At 68.3% G+C, this 21795-nt stretch carries 15 protein-coding genes and 4 pseudogenes; 7 read left to right on the top strand and 12 right to left on the bottom strand.

Going from position 1 to position 21795, the window contains the following annotated elements:
• Positions 1–54 precede the first annotated feature (54 nt).
• Positions 55–834 (bottom strand): LysR family substrate-binding domain-containing protein, encoded by a 780-nt coding sequence (locus ABZX40_RS04640; RefSeq protein WP_355737135.1) that lies wholly within the window; start codon positions 832–834, stop codon positions 55–57.
• A 58-nt stretch (positions 835–892) separates the two neighbouring features.
• Between ABZX40_RS04640 and ABZX40_RS04635 the strand changes: the two genes are divergently transcribed.
• The 4 genes from ABZX40_RS04635 (at position 893) to ABZX40_RS04620 (ending at position 3557) form a co-directional block, all read left to right on the top strand.
• On the top strand, positions 893–1294 hold the full coding sequence (locus ABZX40_RS04635) for a DUF5997 family protein (RefSeq protein ID WP_355737132.1): 402 nt from the start codon (positions 893–895) through the stop codon (positions 1292–1294).
• Between the two features lie 374 nt (positions 1295–1668).
• Positions 1669–2229, top strand: coding sequence for a hypothetical protein (locus ABZX40_RS04630; RefSeq protein ID WP_355737130.1), 561 nt, complete (start codon positions 1669–1671; stop codon positions 2227–2229).
• A 79-nt stretch (positions 2230–2308) separates the two neighbouring features.
• Positions 2309–2434: a hypothetical protein gene (locus tag ABZX40_RS04625; RefSeq protein ID WP_355737127.1), complete on the top strand. Its 126-nt coding sequence runs from the start codon at positions 2309–2311 to the stop codon at positions 2432–2434.
• Positions 2435–2780: 346 nt separating this feature from the next.
• Entirely contained in the window at positions 2781–3557 is a 777-nt protein-coding gene (locus ABZX40_RS04620; protein WP_355737124.1) for a hypothetical protein, read from the top strand.
• Positions 3558–3580: 23 nt separating this feature from the next.
• Here ABZX40_RS04620 and ABZX40_RS04615 read toward each other — a convergent pair whose 3' ends face one another.
• The 9 genes and pseudogenes from ABZX40_RS04615 to ABZX40_RS04575 all read right to left on the bottom strand — a co-directional run bounded on the left by ABZX40_RS04615 (position 3581) and on the right by ABZX40_RS04575 (position 13767).
• Positions 3581–5458, bottom strand: coding sequence for an ABC transporter ATP-binding protein (locus ABZX40_RS04615; protein ID WP_355737351.1), 1878 nt, complete (start codon positions 5456–5458; stop codon positions 3581–3583).
• 188 nt (positions 5459–5646) lie between these two features.
• Positions 5647–6726, bottom strand: coding sequence for a substrate-binding domain-containing protein (locus ABZX40_RS04610; RefSeq protein WP_355737121.1), 1080 nt, complete (start codon positions 6724–6726; stop codon positions 5647–5649).
• A gap of 130 nt (positions 6727–6856) precedes the next feature.
• Positions 6857–7441 carry a hypothetical protein gene (locus tag ABZX40_RS04605; protein ID WP_355737119.1) on the bottom strand — a complete coding sequence of 195 codons (585 nt, stop codon included), beginning with the start codon at positions 7439–7441 and terminating at the stop codon, positions 6857–6859.
• A gap of 108 nt (positions 7442–7549) precedes the next feature.
• A complete protein-coding gene (locus tag ABZX40_RS04600) occupies positions 7550–9190 on the bottom strand; it encodes a thiamine pyrophosphate-binding protein (protein ID WP_355737117.1) in 1641 nt (546 codons plus the stop codon).
• Entirely contained in the window at positions 9187–9972 is a 786-nt protein-coding gene (locus tag ABZX40_RS04595; protein WP_355737114.1) for a cyclase family protein, read from the bottom strand. The genes ABZX40_RS04600 and ABZX40_RS04595 overlap by 4 nt, the downstream gene beginning before the upstream one ends.
• Before the next feature lie 124 nt (positions 9973–10096).
• Positions 10097–11296: a CaiB/BaiF CoA-transferase family protein gene (locus ABZX40_RS04590; RefSeq protein WP_355737111.1), complete on the bottom strand. Its 1200-nt coding sequence runs from the start codon at positions 11294–11296 to the stop codon at positions 10097–10099.
• Between the two features lie 140 nt (positions 11297–11436).
• Positions 11437–11827 (bottom strand): annotated as a pseudogene (locus ABZX40_RS04585) (dihydrofolate reductase); the annotation flags it as partial.
• A gap of 230 nt (positions 11828–12057) precedes the next feature.
• Entirely contained in the window at positions 12058–12786 is a 729-nt protein-coding gene (locus ABZX40_RS04580; protein WP_355737108.1) for a CHAT domain-containing protein, read from the bottom strand.
• Between the two features lie 240 nt (positions 12787–13026).
• Positions 13027–13767, bottom strand: coding sequence for a hypothetical protein (locus ABZX40_RS04575; protein ID WP_355737105.1), 741 nt, complete (start codon positions 13765–13767; stop codon positions 13027–13029).
• Positions 13768–14056: 289 nt separating this feature from the next.
• Here ABZX40_RS04575 and ABZX40_RS04570 point away from each other — a divergent pair, with 289 nt between their 5' ends.
• Both ABZX40_RS04570 and ABZX40_RS04565 read left to right on the top strand, forming a co-directional pair.
• Positions 14057–15064, top strand: coding sequence for a LacI family DNA-binding transcriptional regulator (locus ABZX40_RS04570; protein WP_355737102.1), 1008 nt, complete (start codon positions 14057–14059; stop codon positions 15062–15064).
• Between the two features lie 342 nt (positions 15065–15406).
• Positions 15407–15850: a universal stress protein gene (locus tag ABZX40_RS04565; protein ID WP_355737100.1), complete on the top strand. Its 444-nt coding sequence runs from the start codon at positions 15407–15409 to the stop codon at positions 15848–15850.
• A gap of 91 nt (positions 15851–15941) precedes the next feature.
• Here the strand turns inward: ABZX40_RS04565 and ABZX40_RS04560 are convergent.
• A pseudogene (locus ABZX40_RS04560) lies at positions 15942–18076 on the bottom strand (FdhF/YdeP family oxidoreductase).
• A gap of 385 nt (positions 18077–18461) precedes the next feature.
• Here ABZX40_RS04560 and ABZX40_RS04555 point away from each other — a divergent pair.
• Positions 18462–19370 (top strand): annotated as a pseudogene (locus tag ABZX40_RS04555) (LysR family transcriptional regulator).
• 60 nt (positions 19371–19430) lie between these two features.
• On the opposite strand, the pseudogene ABZX40_RS04550 reads toward ABZX40_RS04555, so the two are convergent.
• Positions 19431–21765: pseudogene (locus ABZX40_RS04550) on the bottom strand (FdhF/YdeP family oxidoreductase).
• Positions 21766–21795: the final 30 nt, after the last annotated feature.

Genomic DNA, 21795 nt, shown 5'->3' with positions numbered 1-21795 from the left:
TGGGCGGTGTGAGGGCGCTCCGTCAGACGCCTGCCTGCCCGGCGTCGGCAGGAATCAGGAATGGCGGCGGGGGCGTCCGCGCTTTGCTCCAGTGGTCGAACCACCCCGCGTTCGGGCAGTTGTCGGCTTCTTTCCGCCAGCGGGCTTCTTGTTCGCCGCTGCCTTGCGCTGTCCCGCTCCGCCGCCTTCGGTGCGCTTCTCCTTGGGCTGTGGTTCGGGCTTGGATCGACCGCGGGTGCTGTTGACCGTCCGGCCGCGCACGATGCCGATGAAGTCCTCGACCAGCTCCGTCGTGGAGTCTTCGCGCCAAGAGAGGGCGACGCTGGACTGGGGGGCGTCGAGGAGCGGGCGGTAGGTGAGGTCCTTGCGGTGGTGGAGCCGGGCGAGCGACTGCGGAACGATCAGGACACCCACGCCCGCCGCCACCAGCTCCATGGCGTCTTCCGTGGCGGCGGGGCGTTCGATCGCGGGCTTGCCGGGCAGCGCGGCCCAGTCGAGGACGTCGTCCAAGGGGTGGAACACCACGTCATCGGTGAGATCGTCGACCGAGACTTCGTCGACTGCCGTGATCAAGTGATCTTTCGGCGCCACGACGACCGTTGTTTCGGTGTAGAGCGGAATAGCGCTGAAGATCGTTCGATCAACCGGCAACCGAACGATCCCGGCGTCCGCCTGGCCGTCGCGCAGCATGGCGAAGGCTTCAGCGGCTGGCGCGGCGAGCAGGGTCAGAGGCGTGTCGGGCAGCCGGTCGTTCCAGATCCGCACCCACTTGCCGGGCGTCGCCCCGGGGACGTAAGCGAGCCGGAACGCGGAGGGGGTCTCGGAGCCTGTCACCTCGCCAGGCTACCGGCCGTGACCAGATGTCTCGTGTCCGGCGGATAGTCTGGACAGCATGAAGTCGCACCAGACCGCCCAGACGATGAAGCCCGCGACCGCGGCGAAGAAGTTGGGTGTGTATCTCCCGGCCACCCCCACCGAGTTCCAGCAGGGCGAGGTCTCGCGCGCCGAGCTGAACCAACTCCAGGCCGATCCGCCCGAGTGGCTGCGCGACCTGCGACGCGACGGCCCGCACCCGCGTCCGGTGGTCGCGGCCAAGCTCGGTGTGTCGATCGCAGGTCTTGCGCGGGGTGGTGTGACCGAAGCGCTCACGAGTGAACAGATCGAAACACTCAAGCAGGAACGGCCGGCGTGGCTGGAAAAGGAACAGGAGACGCAGGCAGAGGTGCGCAAGGAGGCAGCCCGTCTCAAGCAGCGGGACGCCGAGCGGGCGGAGGCGCCCGGCCCGCACGACTGACGCCGCCCGGGATCGGTGCGCGGCGGGCGCCTGAGAACCAATCGCCGCGCGGTTGATCACTTCCGGGGCGGGCACCGCGCGGCGCCCGATTCACTCACCGCGGTGACGGGGGCACGGTCGGGGCGTGCCAGGCCCGGAGCCCTCACTGTCACTGGCCGAAGAAATCCGGCCCGTGACATCCGTCGTCGGCGGGCGTGGCGGAAGGCAGAGCTGAGGCGTGTGGTGAGGACTGGGGCGATCACCGCCGAGCGGACGGTACTCATCCGTGGCCTTCGCCGTGGCTGTCGTCTGTGCGGCGGCCCTGGCCACGGCGGCGACCCTGCGCGGCACCGTGCTCTCCCCCGGCATCAGGCCGTACTGTTGACGAGCAGGCGGTGTACGACAACGAAGTCTTGGTCGATCCGCGGGACACCGCCGTCACCCGTGATCTGCTCGCCGGCCTGCCGGTACCGGAGGCGGCGGTGACGTCCAACATCAAGCTGGTGCTGCCGTCGGCGGCGCTCAGGGCGCTGACCCATCAGCAGATCCAGGCACTCGTCGGCTATCTGAACGGTGACCGTGACACGCTGGTCCTCACCGTGGACATCAGTGCGGTGCTGGCCAATGTCGAGGACCTGTCCCACATCTACTTCGGGGACCTGGTCGCTGGGCTTCAGGGGCAGGACGAGCCGGATTTCGACAGGCTCACGGCCGAGTTGTCGGTGGCTCTGGGTGAGCTGGTCGACGGACGGGCGCCCCCAGCGGACTTCCCGTGGTGCCGCTCTCCGCGGAGCAGGCCGACGAGGCCGCCCAGGCAGTGCTGCAGACGATGCCTGCCCAGCGACGGGAGGCTGTCCGGCCCGAGGTCGAGGTCGCTCTGGCCAACGGTGACATCGGCACCGCACTCGCGGTGGTGGCACCCGAGGTCCTGGCCGGACGGACCGGCGACGCAGTGATCGATCTGCGCGGCACTGCGGGTGACACGCAAAGAGATCTCACTCGATACCTGAAACGAACAAGAACAATCTGAACGCCATGCACGAAGTCCGGTCGTACTCGCGGCTCAGGCTGGGGCTCGTCGAAGGACTGGCCGGTGCACTGCTCATCGATTCGCTGGCGGTGCTGTGGCTCCGGGGACCGGCGGCGTCCGGGCCCGCTTGATGACGCTGGGCCGACCGCTTGCTGCGGGCGGCACGCTGTCCGCGCTCGTGATCGTTCTTGTACGAATGCCCTGCAATGATCGGTTGATCAACTCTCCGGCTACCTGGCCGCCGAGTGCCGCACGTCTGGTCTGGGACGTACAGCGTGCGGCGTTCGACCGGTTCACGGAGACGGGGCTGTGGACGGCTGCCGTACCAGTGGCCATGGGGGTGCTCCTCACCGGAGTCGGCTGACTGCTCATCGCCCGCCCGCGAATGTCCGAGGTGCTGTCACAGGTCCGGCCGCGCACCGTGGCGGCGACGGCGACCGTGATGGCCGTAGCGGGTGCCGTACGGTGCCGGTCGCCGTGAGCCCTTCGGCGGAGCGCAAGCGTCAGGGCAGCGAGGAGTTGCGCGATCGGCCGCACGACGAAATCGCCTATGCGACGTCCCACAATGCGATGTCGACAACCGCTGATCGATTCACCGGTCCTCTCCAGGACCCGAACATCACGGCGCAACTTAATGACGGTGTGCGGGCGCTAAAGATCGACACCTACCGGTGGGAGCGGTCCGAGCAGATCGCGGAGCGGCTTGAGCAGTCGGACTTCATGGCCGAGCAGCGCGCACTGATCACCTGTGCTGTAGACACGTTCAATCCGCCTGGGGAGGGCCTCTGGCTGTGCTACTCCGTGTGCCGTCCCGGGGCGCTTCCCTTGGTACCGACCTTGCGGGAGATCGGTGCCTGGATGCGTGATCATCCGAATGATGTCGTCACCCTGATCATTCAGGATGCGATCACGGGTGACGAGACCGTGCAGGCCATCAAGGAAGCCGGGCTGCAGGATCTCGTGCATACGCCCCGTCCTGACCCCGAGATGTCCTGTGCGCCGCATCGCGGGGGCGCGGACAAGCGGTTGTTCCTGTTGAATCACTTCGTCACCATCGATGGTGGGAGTCGGCCGGACGCGGGAGAGGTGAACGCTGGTCAGTTCGTGATCGGTCGTGCACTCGCGTGTGAGCGTGAGCGGGGCCGACCGGTGAACTTCGTCGCGGTGGACTACGCGACGCTCGGCGACGCCCAGGGCGGGGTGGCGGCGCTCAACGAGCGAGACGGCGACGACAAGGCTTCGATCACAGAGTGATCATGTGATCGACCGTTCGACGCCTACGCCACCGTGTCGACCTCCAGCGGTTCTTTGAACTGTGTGCGGTGCAACTCCGCGTATCGTCCATCCGCTGAGATCAGTTGCTCGTGTGTGCCGCGCTCGACAATCCGGCCGTCCTCGACGACCAGGATCAGATCCGCCGCCCGTACGGTGGAGAGGCGGTGGGCGATCACCACGGCCGTGCGTCCCTCCAGTGCCTCTGTGAGTGCTTCCTGGACCGCTGCCTCCGAGGTGTTGTCCAGGTGAGCCGTGGCCTCGTCCAGGATGACCACGCGCTGCCGGGCCAGTAGCAAGCGCGCGATGGTCATGCGCTGGCGTTCGCCGCCGGAGAGTCGGTAGCCGCGTTCACCGACGACCGTGTCGAGGCCGTCGGGCAGCGAGCGTACGAGGGTGTCGAGGCGGGCGCGGCCCAGTACGTCCCACAGTTCGTCCTCGGTGGCGCCGGGGCGGGCGAGCAGGAGGTTGGCGCGGACGGTGTCGTGGAAGAGGTGGCCGTCCTGGGTGACCATGCCGAGCGTTTCGCGCAGGGAGCCGGCGCTCAGGTCACGGACGTCGACGCCTCCGATGCGGACGGCACCCTCGTCGGTGTCGTACAGGCGAGGGAGCAGTGCGGCGATGGTCGACTTTCCGGCGCCGGATGAGCCGACGAGGGCGACGGTCCAGCCGGGTTCGGCGCGGAAGGAGACGCCGTGCAGGACTTCGGCGCCGCCGCGGGTGTCGAGGGAGGCCACTTCTTCCAGGGAGGCGAGGGAGACCTTGTCGGCGGCCGGATAGGCGAAACGAACATCGTCGAACTCCACCGACACCGGTCCGTCCGGAACCGCGCGCGGATCGGTTGTTTCTTCGATCAGCGGTTTCAGATCAAGTACCTCGAAAACGCGCTCGAAGCTCACCAATGCGCTCATGATCTCGACGCGCGCTCCGGCGAGAGCGGTCAAGGGTGCGTAGAGGCGGGTCAGGAGGAGGGCAAGGGCGACGATGGAACCCGCGTCCAGTGTGCCCCGCAGGGCGAACCAGCCGCCCAGGCCGTAGACGAGGGCGAGCGCGAGGGCCGAGACCAAGGTCAGGGCGGTGATGAACGCGGACTGCGCCATGGCGGTCCGTACGCCGATGTCCCGGACCCGGCGGGCGCGTACGGCGAACTCCGTCGACTCCTCCTCGGGGCGTCCGAACAGTTTGACCAGGGTGGCGCCGGGCGCGGAGAAACGTTCGGTCATCCGGGTTCCCATGGACGCGTTGAGGTCGGCCGCCTCGCGCTGGAGCCGGGCCATGCGCCTGCCCATCCGCCGGGCGGGCACCACGAACACCGGGAGCAGTACCAGCGCGAGGAGAGTGATCTGCCACGAGAGGGTGAGCATCACGGCGAGGGTGAGCAGAACGGTCACGATGTTGCTCACGACTCCGGAGAGCGTGTTGCTGAAGGCCCGCTGTGCACCGATCACATCGTTGTTCAGCCGACTGACCAGCGCGCCGGTGCGCGTGCGGGTGAAGAACGCGACCGGCATGCGCTGCACATGGTCGAAGACGGCGGTGCGCAGGTCGAGGATGAGTCCTTCGCCCAGCGTGGCGGACAACCAGCGGCCCAGCAGTCCGAGCGCGGCCTCGGTCACGGCGATGAGCGCGATGAGCAGGGCCAGGTGCACGACGGTGTCGGCCTCGCCGCCGGAGACGATCGTGTCGACCACTCGCCCGGCCAGGACGGGGGTGGCCACGGCGAGGAGCGCTGTGGCCACCCCGAGCAGGACGAACTGGGTGATCCGGCGGCGGTGTGGACGGGCGAAGACGGCGACCCGGGCGAGGGTGGCGCGGGCGAGGGGCCGGCGCCCCTGCTGGGCGTTCATGACGCTCTGCAACTGGGACCAGGCGGTGGTTTCCATGCTCATGCCGTGGACGGTAGAACCTCAATCATCCTTGAGGTCAAGTGGGCACGGCGGAGAACCGTAAGGAGGTGGAAGGCGGGGGCCTTGAGAAGCCTTCAAGCGATGCGAGAGCGATCATCTGCTGTTTGTTTGGCTGTTCAGATGTTCGTTCGCGCATGCTCGGGTTGGCTTCCGCAGGTCGTTCGCTATCCCCGCGTGCTCGATGCCCTCACCTTCAGCTTCGGAAGGATCGAGAGGTGGTGGGGCGGGCGCTCCGGATCGACCAGACGGCGTACGAGCAGGTCGACGGCGGCGGCTCCCACGGCGTGTTTTGGCGGGGCGACGGCGCTCAGCGGGACGTCGGCGAGTGCGGCCACCTCGTCGTCGTAGGCCACCATCATGGACAGGTCCGGGATCTCCACCCCGCGCGCCCGAAGGCGCTGGAGGATGACGATCGCGTCATGGTCGTTGTGCACGAACAGGGCGCCCATCTCGCCGTCCAGTGCCTTTTCCACGAAGTCCGCGAGCATGCGTTCGCGTTCGGCGGGTTTGCTACTCGGCGACGGCAGCCGGTAGACCGTCGCGTCGTCGGGGATCCAGCCGATGGCGGTGAGTCCTTCGAGGTAGCCCTTGAGGATCAATTTGCCGTGCGGGGTGTCGTCGCCGAGCACCAGGGCGATCACTTCAGGGCGGCCCTCGGCGAGGTGCCGGACGGCGATGCGTGCGGCGTGGGCGTGATCGGTGACGACGCGATCGGCTTCCCATGTGTCGTCGTCCGCGTGGCGTTCGATCAGTACGCAGGGGATGTCGAGACCGGTCAGCCAGCTCTCCGCGGTGACCGGGCCGCAGGGGGTGATCAGCAGCCCGTTGATGCCGTCCTCCAGCATGCGGCGGGCCTGGGAGCGCTCGTGCTCCGCGTTGTGCTGCGAGATGCCGAGCACGAGGCGGATCCCGCGCTCGGCGGCGGCTTCACGTGCGCCCTTGATGATCTCGGGGTAGTGGTGGTCGGCGGCCGGGACCACCAGGCCGATGACGAGCTCACGGCCGCCGGCGGCCTGGACCAGCGCCGATGTGTCGGATACGACGGTCGTGCGCCGCCCTCGGGGCTCGGACAGGACGGCGCCGCCGTGGACCCGGGTGAGCAGTCCGCGTTTCGACAGTGCCTCGACATCGCGGCGGATGGTGATCGCGGCGACCCCTAGTTCGTGGGCCATCTCCGTGACCCGCATGGTGCCTCGCTCATGCAGCCATTCGAGAATTTCCTGGTGCCTCTCTTCGGCATGCATGTATCCGGGCTCCTTCGCCTTGTCCATCGGATGGAGCAGCGAGCTTAGTGCCCGAATGATCGGAGATGAACGTTTCTGCGCAAATAATCAAACGTTCATCACTCCATGTGATGCTCTATGGGGATCCGCCTCAGCGTGCGCCGGTCCAGTTGTGGGCGACGTCCACCACGATCCGGTCGTTGAGCACCTGGACACGGAACGGCAGCCGTGCCCTTACGCCGAGGCCGAGTTGGGTGTCCCCCTCGAAGCTCCCGGCGAAGCGGGTGTCCTTGAAGGTGGGGTAGCCGGTGAGGTTCACACCGGGCAGCGGCTGGGCGACACGCCCGGGGTACGTGGGGCTGCCGGTTTGAGGGTCGTAGGAGGGTGCGCCCACTCGGACCTCGATCACGGCGCCACCGCCGACGGCGATCGGGCGGCCCGTTCCGTCCTGGTAGAGCCGGTCCACGTAGCGGACGGAGTAGCCGAGGCCTGCGCCCGCACCTGGGGCGTCGACGACCATGCGGTCGTAGCAGTCGTGGGTGCCGGTTCTGACGTTCGTCAGCGACGCGGTGGTGGTGGCGGTACCGGTCTTGTCGGAGCTGCCCCAGCCGGTGGAGCACGCGGTCTGTGTGGACGGTGTGGAGGCTCCGGCCGCGGCGGCCGGCGTGGCCGCCACGACAGAGGCGGCGCCCATGAGCGCGAGCGCGGCCAGCACAGTTCTCTTCGTACGTGCCATGACATCCCCCTAGGGAGGGCGATATTGGGATGTGTACTTGGACACCCGGTATCGCCGAATGGTTGTGCCTCGTACACACTGCGCGCGAAACGAACACCGGCAAGGTGTTCAGTGGCCACGGAACGCCTCCTCCAGCCACCAGGCGCCCCGGTCGCGGGTCACCTTCGCGTCGATGAGGAGGGGTGAGGACCGCGGCCCGGTGAGCCAGTTCCCCACGCCCTTGAGATCGTCGAGCATGCGGACTGTGAGCGTGTCGAAGCCATGGCCCCGGGCCACCGCGGCGATGTCGGTCGGCGGGAACTCGACCGTTTCCAGGGGGAATCCATGGGGTCCGAAGTGGTGGACCTCCGCGCCGTAGGCGTCGTCGTTGTAGACGATCACCACCATGGGGAGTCCCAGGCGGCGTACGGTATCGAACTCGGCGGCGCCCATGAGTGCCCCGCCGTCCCCGAGGGCCGCCACCGGAAGGCGGTCGGGGCGGGCCAGCACAGCACCGATGGTGGTGGCGAGGCCGAGGCCGATCGACTGGAATGCCTGGGTGAAGCAGAAGCCGTTCTCGTCCGGCACTGAGAGGTACATGCTCGGATAGCCCATGAAGTTGCCCGAGTCCACACCGATCACCCGATCAGCCGGGAGCAGATCGTCCAGAGCGATACTGAGCGTTCTGGGATCGATCCGATCGTCGGTGCTCGTGTCGTCGTACGGCACATCGCGCCAGCGGACGCGGGACGCGATGGAGTCGCCGACGGCCGTGGTCCGGTAGCCCTGCCGGGATGCGGCGTCTGGTTCCAGTAGGCGGTGCGCGGTGAGTTCTACATCGCCGGTGACGCCCAGATTGATCGTCCTGTGCCGACCGAGCGCGGAACGATCGTCATCGACCTGAACGACGTTCGTCTGCGCACCGATCAGCGTGCCGTGGCGCATGGTCCACATGTTCAGCGCACAGCCCCAGCCGACGATCAGATCGGCGCCCTGGATGAGTTCGGCTGTGACAGGCGATGCGAAGCCGCCGGAGACGTCCAGGGACCAGGGGTTGCCGTGGAAGAGGCCGCGGGCGACGGCCGATGTGGCGAGCAGGGCACCGTACCGGTCGGCGAGGCCCACCAGGGCGTCCCGGGCGCCGGCGCCGCGTGCGCCTCTTCCCGCCACGAAGACCGGACGCTGGGACTGAGCAAGGAGTTCGGTCAGCGAGGTGATGTCCGTGTCCGTGGGGGCGATCGGGTCACGGGTGGGCAGTGGGGTGGTCCGGTGCAGGGCCGTGTCCGGGGCGTCCAGGGGCTGGATCTGGAGGGGCAGTTGGAGCAGGACGGTTGTTCGTTCGATCACGGCGGTACGGATCGCTGTGCGGGTCTGCGCCACAGCATCGTCCGCCGAAGTGATCCGGGTCGTGGTCGCACCCACCGCGCGGGCCAGGGCCTCCTGGTCGACGTAGAAGTTCGAACGGGGTTCGGTCGCCTCCGGGGCCAGCACGATCAACGGAGTACGGCTCTTGGCCGCTTCGGCGATCCCGGTCAGGGCATTGGTCAGACCCGGTCCCTGGTGGACGGTCAGCGCCGCGACACGGCCGCTCATGCGCGCGTACGCGTCGGCCATGGTCGCGGCGCCGCCCTCGTGGCGGGCCGCGACGAAGCGGGCGCCGGCCGCGATCAGGGCGTTGGTGACATGGAAGTTGCCGGAGCCGACGACGCCGAATACATGGTCCACACCGGCTGCGGCGAGGGTGCGGCCCACTGCCTCCGCGACCTTCACCAGCCCTCCACCAGGGCCAGTACGCGCGCGGGGGCGCCGGAACCGGTGACGATGGGCAGGGGTCCGGCGATGACGACGGAGCCGGTCGGTGGCAGTGTGGCCAGGTTTCGCAGCTGGGTCAGTCCGTACTTGTCACTGCCCATGAGGTAGGAGTGGCAGGGGAAGGCGGGGTCGAAGGAGTGGGCCCGTCCGGCGTCGGTGCCGACGGATTCCACGCCGAGGCCGATCACCGGCGACTCCTGGGCCACCCAGCGGGCGCACTCCGCGGACAGGCCGGGGGTGTGGGGGCCGTTCTCGTCCGCATTCAAAAAAGACTCCTGCGTGTCCGAACGATCATCCCAGCCTGTTCGAAGCAGCAGCCAGCCTCCTCGGGGCAGCGGTCCATGGTCCGCCTCCCACGCCTTCACATGGTCGACCTCAACAAGGAAGTCGGGATCCTCCGCGGCCTCGGCGGTGAAGTCGAGCACGACGGCGGGGGCGATCAGCCTGCTCGCGGGAACAGAAGCGACGTCGTGGAGATCCTTGCCGGTGACCCAGTGGTTCGGGGCGTCGAAGTGGGTGCCGGTGTGTTCACCGGTGCGGAAGTTGTTCCAGTACCAGGCCGGGCCTCGGTCGTCGTAGCGGCTGATCTCCTCCAGTTCGAACCTCGCGGTCTGACCGAATTCCGGGGGCAGTTGGATGATCGGGGTCGAGGACGAGAGCGGCGAGGTGAGATCGACGATCCGGATCGATCCACTGGTCAGTCCGGAGACGAGCGAGGCGAGGACGGACGGATCGGGCATGCGGTACCTCCCTGGACGGCGAACCTGCGACCGTCAGGATCGCAGCAGGGTGGCGGTGCTGGTCAGAGGCGGACTGCGGGGCGTTTCGTTTCTTCGGTGGGTGGACGATTGATCGGTCCGGGCGTCAGATCACTCCATCGGTACGCATGCGCTCGATCGCGGCGGTGTCGTAGCCGAGGCCGGTGAGGATCCGGTCGGTGTGTTCGCCCACGCCCGGTATGGCGTCCATGCGCGGGCGCGTGCCGGTCAGGTCGACCGGGGGCAGGAGGGCGGGGACGGGGGTGCCGTCGGGGAGGGGTACGTCGCGCCAGCGGTCCCGGGCCGCGAGCACCGGGTGGGCCAGGAAGTCCATGACGTCGTTCACGCCGGCGTTTGCGATGCCGGAGGCGTCCAGCAGGTGCATCGCCTCGGTGCTCGTCAGCTGATCGAATCGCTCGGCGATGATCGTGTTCAGTTCGGTGCGGTGGGACACACGATCGGAGCCGGTGGCGAAACGCTCGTCATGGACGAGTTCCGGGCGCAGGAGGAATCGCTCGCACAGCGAGGTCCATTCACGTTCGTTCTGGATGGAGAGCAGTACGTCGTTGCCGTCGGCGCTGGTGAAGGTGCCGTAGGGGGCGATCGTGGCGTGCTGGGTGCCGATGCGTGGCGGTTGGGTGCCGCCGAAGCGGGTGTAGTAGGCGGGCTGGCCCATCCATTCGGCGAGCGCTTCGAACAAAGACACCTCGACCGCCCGTGCCACGCCGGTGGTGGCTCGGGTGAACAGGGCGGTGAGGATGCCTGAGTAGGCGTACATTCCGGCGGCGATGTCAGCGACCGAGATTCCCACGCGGGCGGGACCGTGTTCGTTTCCGGTGAGCGAGACCAGGCCCGTCTGGCACTGGATGAGCAGGTCGTACGCCTTGCGGTGGGCCCATGGTCCGGTGGAGCCGTAGCCGGTGATCGTGCAGGTGATCAGGGAGGGGAGGCGTTCGGCGAGCGAGGGCGCGTCCAGGCCGAGGCGGGCGGCGGCTCCCGGGGCCAGGTTCTGGACGAACACGTCGGCTCCGGCGAGGAGGCGTTCCAGTACTTCGCGGCCCCGGTCCGACTTGAGGTCGAGTGTGATCGATTCCTTGGAGCGGTTCAGCCAGACGAAGTAGCTCGACTCGCCGTGAACGGTGGTGTCGTAGCGGCGGGCGAAGTCCCCCTCGCCCGGTCGTTCGATCTTGATCACTTGAGCACCGAGGTCGGCCAGTTGGCGGGTGGCGTAGGGGGCGGCCGCCGCCTGTTCGACGGAGACGACGGTGATGCCGGAGAGGGGGAGGTCACGGGCTGGGATGGTCATACGGGCCTCCGGGAGCGCTGGGGTGCGAGTGCGAGTGCCATCATCCGTGCTCCACGCGCCGTAGGGGCCATGACCATTCCCACCGCTCCTGGTAAGTGCCGGGCGTCGCGACGCTGTGGAGGTCCATCAGAAGCGCCCTGCCGGCGGACCCCGTACACGAGGTGCATCACCCGATCGCCCTGGATGATCACGTGCAGGTCGTCTGGGAGTTGTTCGGTGTCGGAGGAGCCGAAGGAGCGCTTGTCGGAGCCGCGGACGACCGGGGTGACGTCCATGGCCACCTCGTCCACCAAGCCGGGGGCGAGGCGCTGGCCCGCCGACGTCACCGGCCGCCACGCTGACGATGCGTCCGTCGTCGAGGTCCTTGGCCTTCTCGATCGCACGGGGCACGCCGTCTACGAAGTGGTACGGCGCGTTGGGGTGCCAGCCCTCGGGCCTCGGTCGGTGGGACACGACGACCAGATGGTCCCCGGTCGGCCGCCTACCCTCCCCGCCATTGGTGATGTCGAACAGACGACGCCCGATGACGAGGACCCAACGCTGTCCAGCATCCGCCCTACCGTGGTCGGCCGAGGCGCCGTCTACGCGCCCGCGTGCAGCTGTGTTGTCGCCGCTCACAGGGTCGGTGTGTCGGGGTAGCGGGCACGTTCCGCGCCTACGGCCATGTGGAAGGCTTGGGCGGGGGTTGTCGGCGTGTCGTAGCTCAGGAGGGAGGTGTAGAAGGCGGTGACGATAGGGGCGGACGCCTAGTCGTCGGCGGTTCACAGGGTGCCGACGACATGTTTGTGTCCGGCGATGAGGAAGCTGTCCGTGAGGTGGACGGACTCGTCGGCGAGAGCCCGGTGGGCCTGGGTCGTCTCACATACCGACAGATCGGCAAGCCAGGCGTCGCGCAGATGGAGCGGGGCGATGTCGGGGAGACTGCGGGGATGTTCGAGGTGGTCATGGAGCAGCATGCGGCTTCCGTCGAGCGCGTCCGTGTCGCTGATCGTTTGGCGACCGAAGTGAAGCCAGAGGTGATCGGACAGCGCGGCGAGCACGGTGCGTCGCACCGCCTTGTCGGAGGTCAGAACGCGGCTGCCGGGGCGGTGCCTAGTGAGGGGCGTGGTTTCGGCGGTCACGCCGGGGAGGTCGGGGAGGTTCGGTGTGGTCGGCAGGACGGCCAAGACTGGCGGGGCGAGGGCGATACAGAGCCAGGCGTACGGACTCGATCTCGATGCCGCGTGGCCCAGGCTGCGGCTGAACATTCCCAACACCGCCCGCGCGGAGCTGCGCGCCGCCCGCGACGTACGGTGCCGCCGCTCGACTGACCGCCTGGACCGTGACCTATCTACTCCTCGTCTGTTGGTGGTTGCCCCCCGCCGTCCTGCCCGCCTTGGCAGCGGCTCTGATCGGCGTCCGGCGTGGGCGGGCTGGCATGGATGCGTTCGCGGAATCAGTGGATCTCTGCGCGCATGAGCTGGCGGGCCAGATCGGCATCTCCGCGGCACGGCCGCTGATGCCGAAAGCGGGGGATCGGGTGACGCGGGCGCTGCGGAAGGGGGTGTGATGCTTCGGGAGGGACCGCGCACGGGGCGCGGGGTATGGGATGAGTTTCGGGATCGAAGCTGATCGGATGATCACGGGCAAGGTGATCGAGCAAACGGTCGTCCGTGTGCGCTGACGTCGTGTGGGCACATCGGGCCCGTTGGGCAGACCGACAGCCGAGTTGGCCCACTCGCAGGCGCGGCTCAGCTCGGTGTCCGCCAGTACTGCCGTTTCCCGTCGTCCCGTACGACCACGCCGAGGCGGAGCAGTTCAAGGCGGAGTTCGCGGGCGTCCTTGGTGTCGTCGCTCTTGCGTGTCGCTGCGCGGGCGACCAGGAGGGCGTCCGCGCCGGCGGGGAGGCCGGGAGTGCCGGGGACCCAGCGGCGGAAGGCGTCCCGGTACGGGTCTGTGTCGGCCCAGGTGTAGCCGTGTGCGGTGAAGGTGTCGGCCACCTGTTGCCAGCGGAGGCCGCTGTGTTCCCGAGCGATCTCCATTCCGTTCGGGGCGAGCAGGACCAAGTGCTTGCCGTCCCGTACGGCCATGCCGATCCGGTCGCGGGTGAACGTATCGGTGGTTTCCCGGATGTTGAAGGTCACGCGGCTGCGGGAGATGTGGACGGTCAGGGACTCGTGCAAGCCGATGACACCGACCAGGAGGCCGAGTGCCGCACCGACGGCGATGGCTCCGAGGGTGAGGCCCGGTTCCGGGATCGAGGTGAGGAGTTCGGCCGGGCTCTTCAGTGGTGCCCAGCGCAGGGTGGTGAGCCAGTCGGCGAGCAGGGTGATCAACCAGCCACCGACTGCTCCGCACGCGATGCAGACGAGCACGATGGCCCAGGGCGACTCCGCGATGACGGTTGTGATGCCGTCGTCCGTGCCGGGCTTCGTGTCTCTTTCCGTGTCTGTTTCGGGTTTCTTGTTCTGTTCGCGCTTGGCGATGTTCATCTGCCCCGTCCCCCCGGCTGTGCGTATCGCTGCTGCATGTCCGGTCGAGTCTGGGCGCTGGAGTCCGGGGTGTCGTCGGCCGATGGTCTACCCGGCCTCAACTTTGGTCGCGGCGAGCCGTTCAGTCGATTCGGAGGATCAGGCGATCAGGGGAGGCTGATCGTGTGCCGGGGCGGTGCCAGAGGCCCGGCGCGGGTGGGTTGTTCGTTTGGACAGATCGCGGTGTTCACTTGGGCCGCTCACAGCGACGGCGGCTTTGGTCGGCGCGGCCTGCACTAATGTTGCGCGCATGACGCGACGACTCGCCGAGGTGGCCAGGAAAGTAGGGGTCAGCGAGGCCACGGTCAGCCGAGTGCTGAACGGGAAACCGGGAGTCTCCGAGACCACCCGGCAGTCGGTGCTCTCCGCTCTCGATGTGCTCGGATATGAACGACCCACCCAGTTGCGCGGTGAACGCGCCCGTCTGGTCGGTCTGGTCCTGCCCGAGTTGCAGAATCCGATCTTCCCCGCGCTTGCCGAGGTGATCGGTGGATCGCTGGCGCAGCAGGGGCTGACGCCGGTCCTGTGCACCCAGACCAAGGGCGGTGTCTCCGAGGCGGACTATGTGGAGTTGCTGCTTCAGCAGCAGGTCTCTGGGGTGGTGTTCGCCGGCGGGTTGTTCGCGCAGGCGGAGGCTCCTCACGATCACTACAAACTGCTCGCCGAGAGAATGATCCCGGTCGTGCTGGTGAACGCAGCGATCATCGATCTTGGTTTCCCCTGTGTGGCCTGCGACGACGCCGTGGCGGTTGACCAGGCGTGGCGGCACTTGGAATCGCTCGGTCATGAGCGGATCGGATTGGTCTTGGGCCCGATCGATCATGTGCCGTCGCAGCGCAAACTCGCGGCGGCCGAGGAGGCCGCGCGGCAGTCGGGACGGGAGCTGCCCGGGGAGCATGTCGAGCGGACGATGTTCTCTCTGGAGGGCGGCCAGGCCGCAGCAGCTCGGCTGCTGGACCAGGGCGTCACGGGGATCATCTGCGCGAGCGATCCGCTGGCGCTGGGTGCGGTACGGGCCGCGCGGCGGCGCGGACTCTCGGTGCCGGGCGAGGTCTCGGTGGTCGGATACGACGACTCGGCGTTCATGAGTTGCACCGAGCCGCCTCTGACAACGGTTCGCCAGCCGATCGAGGCGATGGGGCGGGCTGCGGTCGAGTTGCTGAGTACGCAGATCCAGGGCGGCGATGTACCGCCGGGCGAGTTGCTCTTCGAGCCGGAGCTGGTGGTACGGGGCTCGACGGGACAGGCGCCCGGCTGAGGTGTTCGGAGCGCGGGGCAAGAGACCGTCGTACAGGGGAGGGCTTGCGGCACCGGCGGTCGGCATCGTCACAATGGCCGGGTTCGTAGGCGCGTCGCGTCCGGGGTACCGGTCGGTCGATCGCTGCGATCCCTATCTGTGGGGCGGCCGAGTGAGGCCGCAGGCAGGCACGAGGGGCGGTCGGCGTCGATCTGGTGTATGCCGTGCAGCACCCTCGGAAGGGCTCAGGCTGTGGCTGGCGCTGCGGCAGTGCCCGGTCGGAATGCCCCGGCTGGCGCATGCCGGGGGGTGCGGGCAGCGTTGATGTGGAGATGCATCGACGCTGAGCGAGGTGGCGTGGTCATGGATTCCTCTGAACCGGTCGGTCGGGTGGTCGTGGGGGTGGACGGGTCACCGACGTCGCATGCCGCGCTGCGCTGGGCGGCCCGGTACGCGCGGACGACCGGGGCGATCGTGGAGGCCGTGTACGCCTGGGACACGCCGTCGTCGTCGGGCTGGACCGGGCCCGCGATCGATCCGGAATTCGATCTCGAACAGGCCCATGAGCGGTTCACGCAGGAACTGCACAGTGTGTTCGCTGACGATCACCCGGCCGGACTACGGGAGCTTCTCGTGGAGGGTGATCCCTCCGAGGTGCTCATTCGCGCCTCGCAGGGGGCTGATCTGCTGGTGGTGGGGCGCAGGGGCATGGGCGGTTTCGCGCGGGCGATGCTGGGATCGGTCAGTCAGCGGTGCGCGCAGCACGCGGCCTGTCCTGTGGTGATCGTGCGGCCCGACCAGGAGTAGGACGTCGCCCGCAGGCATCCGGGCTTGGGGGCGGGACAGGAAGGTGCGAGGCCATCGCGTCTGGGGACGCGGGTGGGCGTGGCCGTACGGCTCAGGGTGCGGCGGGTTCGATCGTGACCTTCAGGTGCTTCATGAGCGGTTGATCGCTCTGTGCGCTGTAGTCGTCGATCGCCACCAGAACGTTCATCTCCGGCATGTACCCGGCCGCGCAGCCGCGCGGGATGTCGTACGGGATCGCCAGGTAGTCGCGGAGGTGGCGGTGGCTGCCGTTCTTCGCGGTGCTGGTGATGTCGACCGGGTCGAACTCGGCGAGGCCGCGTTCGCGCATGTCGTCCTTGTTCATGAAGACAAGGGTGCGCAGGTTCTTGACTCCGCGGTATCGATCGTTTGCGGAGTAGATGGTCGTGTTCCATTGATCGTGTGATCGCATGGTGCTGAGGGACAGTGTTCCGGGTGCCGGGACGATGTCGGGCAGGGGCGCGGTGGAGAACTCGGCGTGTCCCGAGGGGGTGCGGAAGACCAGTTCGCGGGCCGGTTGTTTGATCCGGAAGCCGAGCGGGAGGCGGACGCGGCGGTTGAAGTCCTCGAAGCCGTCGAGGACCTGGGCCATGGTGTCGCGGATCCGGTCGTAGTCCTCGATGTACCACTCCCAGGGCGTCGTACTGTCCGGGAGGGCGGCGCGGGCCATGCCGGCGATGATCGCGGGCTCGGAGAGCAGGTGCTTCGAGGCGGGCCGCTTCATGCCGACCGAGAGATGCACCATGCTCATCGAGTCCTCGACCGAGGTGCTCTGGACGCCTCGGCGCTGCTGATCCTTCTCGGTGCGGCCCAGGCACGGCAGGATCAGCGCCTGCCTGCCGTGAACCAGGTGGCTGCGGTTGAGCTTGGTGCTGATCTGAACGGTCAGTTCGCACTTGCGCAGGGCCGCGTACGTGTACGGCGTGTCGGGTGCGGCGAGGGCGAAGTTGCCGCCCATGCCGAAGAACACCTTCACGTCGCCCTGGTGCATGGCCTGGACCGTGCGGACCGTGTCCAGGCCGTGTGCGCGGGGCGGATCGATGTGACACACCTCGGCCAGCCGGTCCAGGAAGGCGTCGCCGGGCCGGTGATCGACTCCGCAGGTGCGGTTGCCCTGGACGTTGCTGTGGCCGCGGATGGGGCAGGGACCGGCGCCCTCCCGGCCTAGGTTGCCGCGCAGCAGAAGGAGGTTGACGATCTCCCGAACGGTGTCGACGCCGTGTTCGTGCTGACTGATGCCCAGACACCAGCTAATGATCGAACGATCAGCGTCCCGGTAGACGCGCGCCGCTTCGAGGACGCGGTCGCGGCCCAGGCCGGACTGGTGCTCGATCTGCTCCCAGGGGGTTTCCTCGCACAGCGAGCGGTAGGTGTCGAAGCCGCTGGTGTGCGGTCGATGAACTCCTGGTCGAGCGCCTTCGCGTCGGTCTTGGCCTGTTCAAGTACCGCCTTGGCGATACCGCGGATCAGGGCCATGTCGCCGCCGATGCGCGGTTGCAGGTTCAGGGTGCTGGTGCGGGTGGAGCGGAAGGTGGCCATGTCCATGAACTCGTGCGGGACGATCGTCCGGGTGGCCGCCGCCTCCACCAGGGGGTTGATGTGCACGATCTGCGCGCCACGCCGATACGCCTCGGCGAGCGCGGTGAGCATTCTGGGCGCGTTGGAGGCCGCGTTCACGCCCATGATGAACAGGGCCTCGGTGGCTTCCCAGTCCTTGAGGTCGACGGTGCCCTTGCCTGTGCCCAGGGACGCGGTGAGAGCGCGACCGCTGGCCTCGTGGCACATGTTCGAGCAGTCGGGGAGGTTGTTCGTGCCCAGTTCTCGGGCCATGAGCTGGTAGAGGAAGGTGGCCTCGTTGCCGAGCCGACCGGAGGTGTAGAACGACGCCTGGTGGGGGTTGTCCAAGGTGCGCAATGTTCGTCCGATCAGATCGAACGCGTTCTGCCAGCTGATCGGGACGTAGTGATCGGTGGCCGGGTCGTACACCATGGGCTCGGTCAGGCGCCCCTGGTCCTCCAGGTCGAAGTCGGTCCACCCGGAGAGTTCACCGACGGAGTGCGCGGCGAAGAACACGCGGTTCACGCGCTTGGGGGTCATCTCCCAGGTGACGTGCTTGATGCCGTTCTCGCAGATGTCCAGGTGCAGGCCCTTGGTGTCATCGGGCCAGGCACAGCCGGGGCAGTCGAAGCCGCCGCTCTCGTGGTTCATCCGAGTGCCGGTCCGGATGCCGCGCGCGGGGCAGAACCGCTCTGTTCGTGTTCGGTTCCGGGGCCGTCCTGATCGTCTTGTGGAGCGTTCACTCACACTCACCCTTTCACCGCCGTCCGGACATCCGCCCTCCTCAGCAACCCCGACGCGCTACCGGCGGCCCAGGGCTTCCACGATTCCACAGGGGTCCAGGGGACGCGATTCGGCACAGGGAGGGTGTACGGGGCCTGCGCCGGGGACAGGTGGCGTCCGCCGACCGGGGCGGGGCGGGGCGCAGGGCAGCCGTGGGGCCCGGGTCCCCTTGTTGGCGGCCCCCTTCGGAGCGTGAGGCAGCCCACGCCTGCCGGAGTGGCCCCGGTTCTGCCCTGTCAGGTAGACCCGTGACGTGCTCTTCCGTCAACTCGAATACCTTGTGGCGCTCTCCCGCGAGCGTCACTTCGCCCGTGCCGCCGAACTGTGCCATGTCTCCCAGCCCGCGCTGTCCGAGGCGGTCCGCAAACTGGAGGACTAGCTGGGTGTGCCGCTGGTCGGACGGGGCCGCAAGTACGAGGGGCTCACCGCCGAGAGTGAGCGGATCGTCGTCTGGGCCCAGCGGATCCTGGCCGACCGGAACGCCCTCAGGGACGAGGTGGACGCGCTGCGCACGGGCCTGGGCGGGCGGCTGCGGATCGGTTCCGTACCGACGGCGTCCGGGTCGGTGTCGCTGCTGACCGGGCCCTTCTGCGTGGCGCATCCGCTGGTGACCGTGGAGGTCAGCGCGGATATGCAGGCGCGGGACATTCTCCGGCAGCTGCGTGATTTCGAGCTGGAGGCGGGGCTGACGTATCTGCCGGAGGGCTTCCGAGAGGTTCCGCTGTACGACGAGCGGTATGTGCTGCTCACCGCTGGCTCCGACGGGGTGGGGCAGCGGCCGACCGTCACCTGGGCGGAGGCGTCCCGGTTGCCGCTGTGTCTGCTGACCGGTGCGATGCAGGGCCGCCGGACGGTGGACGGGCTGTTCGCCGAGGCCGGGCTGCGGCCGGAGCCGCGGGTCGAGACGGACTCGGCCGGGACGCTGTTCGCGCATGTCCGAACGGGTCAGTGGGCGAGTGTCGTGCCGCACGCGTGGCTGTATGGGTGCGGTGTGCCGCACGGCATGCGAGCGGTGCCGCTGGTCGAGCCCGCGCGGACGGTGCCCGTGGGGTTGGTCACCGTGGCGCGCGGGCTCGAGTCGGTGATGGCCCGCGCCCTCACCGATCTCGCACGCGAGATCGATGTGGCGGAAGCGCTGGAGCGGTTGCCGGGAGCGCGATGAAGTGATCAAACGTGCGTGTGGCGGGATCGAACGGTCAGTTGATCGTTCGATCGCGCTTGCTCACGCCTCCGCGCCGACCGACCGGACGGCATCGGGCGCCTCCACCCGTTCCAGCCGCTCCACCCTTTCCAGCCGCACCAGGACCGCCTTGGATGTCGGCGTGTTGCTGATGTCGGCCACGCTGTCGAGGGGGACGAGGACGTTGGTCTCCGGGTAGTAGGAGGCGGCGGAGCCGGGGGTGGTCGGGTAGGCGACCACGCGGAAGTCCTCCGCCCGGCGTTCGCGGCCGTCGTGCCACCGGCTCACCAGGTCGACCGGATCGCGGTCGGCGAGGCCGAGCCGGTCCAGGTCGGCGGGGTTGACGAGGACGACCTTGCGCGCGTGGTGGATGCCCCGGTAAACGGTCGTTCATGGCGTACGGGATGGTGTTCCACTGGTCGTGCGAGCGCAGCGTCTGGAGCAGCAGATGGCCGTCGGGAACGCTCGGCATGGTGAAGTCGTTGCAGGTGAAGACGGCTTTTCCGCTGGGGGTGCGGAAGATGCCCTCGTTGACGGGGTTGGGGAGGCGGAAGCCGCCGGGGCGGGCGGCGCGCGTTGAAGTCCTCGAAGCCGGGGACGACGCGGGAGATGCGGTCGCGGATGGTGGCGTAGTCGGCCTCGGAGTCCTCCCAGGGGATGTCGGGTGTCCGGCCGAGGACTCGGCAGGCGAGGCGGGCGATGATGGCCACCTCGCTGAGCAGGTGCGGGGAGGCCGGGGCGAGCCGCCCGCGGGAGGCGTGCACCTCGCTCACGGAGTCCTCCACGGTGAAGAACTGGAGGCCGCCGGCCTGGACGTCGCGGTCGCTGCGGCCGAGGGTGGGCAGGATCAGCGCGGTGTCGCCGCACACCGTGTGGGAGCGGTTGAGCTTGGTGGAGATGTGCGCGGTGAGGCGGCAGCCGCGCGGGGCGCTCTCGGTGACCTCGCCGTCGGGGGTGGCGCGGACGAAGTTGCCGGCGACGCCGAGGAAGAGCTTGGCGGCGCCGTCGCGCATGGCACGGATGCCGTCGACGGAGTCGAGCCCGTGCCGGGTGGGCGGGGCGAAGCCGAACTCGCGGCCGAGCGCGTCGAGGAACGGCTGGGGCATGCGTTCCCACACGCCCATGGTGCGGTCGCCCTGGACGTTGCTGTGGCCGCGCACCGGGCAGACGCCGGCGCCGGGTTTGCCGATGTTGCCGCGCAGCATCAGAAAGTTGACGACTTCGCGGATCGTGGGCACACCGTGTTTGTGCTGGGTCAGGCCCATGGCCCAGCACACGATCACACCGCGGCTGTTCAGGACCATTTCATGCACCCGCTCGATCTGGGCGCGATCGAGTCCGGTCGCCTCGGTGACGGCGTCCCAGGAGACCTTGCGGGTCTGTTCGGCGAACTCGGTGAAGCCGATCGTGGAGGTGTCGATGAAGCGATGGTCGAGGACCGTGCCGGGGGCGGTGTCCTCGGCTTCCAGGAGCAGCAGGTTGAGCGCCTGGAACAGGGCGAGGTCGCCGCCAGGGCGGATCTGGAGGAACTCGTCGGCGATCCTCGTACCGCGGCCGATCACCCCGCGTGGCTTCTGGGGGTGCTTGAAGCGGATCAGTCCGGCCTCGGGAAGGGGGTTCACGGCGACGATCCGGCCGCCGTTGCGCTTGGTCTCCTCCAGCGCGGTCAGCATGCGCGGATGGTTGGTGCCGGGGTTCTGGCCCACGACGAGGATCAGGTCGCGGTGGTGGATGTCGTCCAGGGAGACGCTGCCCTTGCCGATGCCCAGGGTCTGAGTGAGCGTGCTGCCGCTGGACTCGTGGCACATGTTCGAACAGTCGGGGAAGTTGTTCGTTCCATAGGCACGAACGAACAATTGGCGCAGGAACGCAGCCTCGTTGTTCAGTCGGCCGGAGGTGTAGAAGAGCGCTTCGTCCGGAGAGTCCAGGCGGTGCAGTTCGACGGCGAGCACGTCGAGGGCCTCGTCCCAGCGATCGGTTCGTAGTGCGTTCCGCCTGATCGTTTGATCATGGGTTCGGTGAGTCGGCCACGCTGGTTGAGCCAGTAGTCGGACTTCGTGTCCAATGCGGCGATCGAATGCTCACGGAAGAAGTCGGCGGTGATCCGCCGGGAGGTCGCCTCGTCGGCGATGTGCTTGGCGCCGTTCTCGCAGTACTCGTTCAGGTGCCGCTTGCCCGGCGCGGCTTCGGGCCAGGCGCAGCCGGGGCAGTCTAATCCCTTGGCCTGGTTGATGTTCAGCAGGGTGAGAGCGGTCCGTCGCAGGGAGGTCTGTTTCAGTGAGTACTCCAGCGCGTGGGCGACCGCCGGTACTCCTGTCGCCCATTGTTTGGGCGGGGTGACCGACAGTTCGTCGTCCGGGTCCTCGATGCCGCTCATCGCATTCCTCTTCCTGCCGCCGCCGGAATG

The organism is Streptomyces sp. NPDC004610 (assembly GCF_040609715.1).
GTDB lineage: Bacteria > Actinomycetota > Actinomycetes > Streptomycetales > Streptomycetaceae > Streptomyces.
This window is presented reverse-complemented; position numbering and strand designations above follow the sequence as displayed.

Excerpts from the sequence above, each read along its gene's own strand:
- ABZX40_RS04605 (WP_355737119.1), bottom strand. The coding sequence starts at position 7,441 with ATGGCACGTACGAAGAGAACTGTGCTGGCCGCGCTCGCGCTCATGGGC.
- ABZX40_RS04635 (WP_355737132.1), top strand. The coding sequence starts at position 893 with ATGAAGTCGCACCAGACCGCCCAGACGATGAAGCCCGCGACCGCGGCG.
- ABZX40_RS04610 (WP_355737121.1), bottom strand. The coding sequence starts at position 6,726 with ATGCATGCCGAAGAGAGGCACCAGGAAATTCTCGAATGGCTGCATGAG.
- ABZX40_RS04625 (WP_355737127.1), top strand. The coding sequence starts at position 2,309 with ATGCACGAAGTCCGGTCGTACTCGCGGCTCAGGCTGGGGCTCGTCGAA.
- ABZX40_RS04595 (WP_355737114.1), bottom strand. The coding sequence starts at position 9,972 with ATGCCCGATCCGTCCGTCCTCGCCTCGCTCGTCTCCGGACTGACCAGT.
- ABZX40_RS04575 (WP_355737105.1), bottom strand. The coding sequence starts at position 13,767 with ATGAACATCGCCAAGCGCGAACAGAACAAGAAACCCGAAACAGACACG.
- ABZX40_RS04590 (WP_355737111.1), bottom strand. The coding sequence starts at position 11,296 with ATGACCATCCCAGCCCGTGACCTCCCCCTCTCCGGCATCACCGTCGTC.
- ABZX40_RS04615 (WP_355737351.1), bottom strand. The coding sequence starts at position 5,458 with ATGGAAACCACCGCCTGGTCCCAGTTGCAGAGCGTCATGAACGCCCAG.
- ABZX40_RS04565 (WP_355737100.1), top strand. The coding sequence starts at position 15,407 with ATGGATTCCTCTGAACCGGTCGGTCGGGTGGTCGTGGGGGTGGACGGG.
- ABZX40_RS04570 (WP_355737102.1), top strand. The coding sequence starts at position 14,057 with ATGACGCGACGACTCGCCGAGGTGGCCAGGAAAGTAGGGGTCAGCGAG.